The following is a 1,238-nucleotide window of genomic DNA, read 5'->3' as shown; positions in this document are numbered from 1 at the left end:
GCCAGAATCCGCCGGCTTGTGCGCCTTGGGGGCGGGTTCTATTGTGGTGCGGTCGCTGACGAATCAGCGATCGGGTTTAGCGATCCGACTCATTACAGACGCACCAATGCCCAGTCTCAATTGCATTTTTCGATCTGCACTTGATGTCATGGTGGCTGTGCGTGGGAGACCTTCGGGTCTACCCGGGGTTTCTGTGACCCGGATCGCTAACCTGCGTACAGCCGCCACCTTTACTTGTTTAGCGATGAGCCGTGGCGGCTAAATCAACCACGGAGTCTCACCATGATCAAACCAACACCCAACCCACCCGAAACCGACCCCACCTCCCCCTACGAATCCCTCGACTCCAAAAAACTCCACCAAGCCGCCGACCGCGCCCTCGACCACTACCTCTGCCCACCCGGCTCCACCCCACCACCGTTCAGCCCCCGCGCCATGTACGCCGTCACCGCCGACACCAAAAATGAAGACCTGCTGGCCAACGCCTGCGAAACCCTCGCCTCGGCCAAAACCATCGCCCAGGAATTCGCCGGGCTGGTCAAGCCATCCCAGCGCCGGACGCTGATGGGGATTGCGCAACTGATCATGCTCGGAGAATTGGCGGTGAATCGGGTGCTGGATAATCTGGAGCTGCCGCAGTAGCGGAGCCCGATGATCGTTCCCACGCTCCTGCGTGGGAATGCCTCAACGGACGCTCCGCGTTCGACTCCCGATGGGACCCGGAGCGTCCCGTCTGCATGCCTTTGTGCACGGGAACACTCTTCATGACCGTTCATCGCAAACCCCCTCCTACCTGTCAGAGTTGACAGGTGACGGCCCGGCCGGTCTCGCATTAGATGCAGCAAGAGCGTTCCTACGTCATGCAAGGAGAATGCAATGAGCCGCGTCCGTAACTTCGTTGAACCGTTTGCACTGACCCGCCCGTACGCCCCCGAAATGGTTGAGCTGGAACCTGCAATGGCAGACGTCCATGGCGGCGTCACCATTGTGAAAGCCAATGAAACCGAGGGCTTGTTGGTCCTCATGCTGGCTTACTTGAATCAGACCAAGAACGATAAGCTCATCCTGCTGGTCAACGACAACAAAGGGCCTAGCACCACCATCGCTGAGGGCAAGGAAAGCGACGATACGCCTCTGCGCCTGCCTGCCGGCTTACTGCAAAAAGGCCTTAACCGCATCAAAATTCACATTGAGCGCACGTCCGGGAATGATGAACTCACACCTGAGCTGGTGCTCTA

2 protein-coding genes are annotated in these 1,238 nt (G+C 58.7%); both read left to right on the top strand.

Features of this window, described 5'->3' with window-relative positions:
- Nucleotides 1-282: 282 nt before the first annotated feature.
- Nucleotides 283-642: a DUF6124 family protein gene (locus tag AAEZ10_RS27165; RefSeq protein ID WP_042610027.1), complete on the top strand. Its 360-nt coding sequence runs from the start codon at nucleotides 283-285 to the stop codon at nucleotides 640-642.
- A 234-nt stretch (nucleotides 643-876) separates the two neighbouring features.
- The coding region (locus tag AAEZ10_RS27160) for a hypothetical protein (RefSeq protein ID WP_350571767.1) at nucleotides 877-1,238 on the top strand (362 nt) is incomplete at its 3' end.

Source organism: Pseudomonas sp. H26/SER47-MNA-CIBAN-0231 (assembly GCF_040310465.1).
GTDB classification, from domain to species: Bacteria; Pseudomonadota; Gammaproteobacteria; order Pseudomonadales; family Pseudomonadaceae; genus Aquipseudomonas; species Aquipseudomonas atacamensis.
This window is presented reverse-complemented; position numbering and strand designations above follow the sequence as displayed.

Bases quoted from the DNA above. Each gene is read 5' to 3' on its own strand.
- AAEZ10_RS27165 (WP_042610027.1), top strand. From the start codon at position 283: ATGATCAAACCAACACCCAACCCACCCGAAACCGACCCCACCTCCCCC.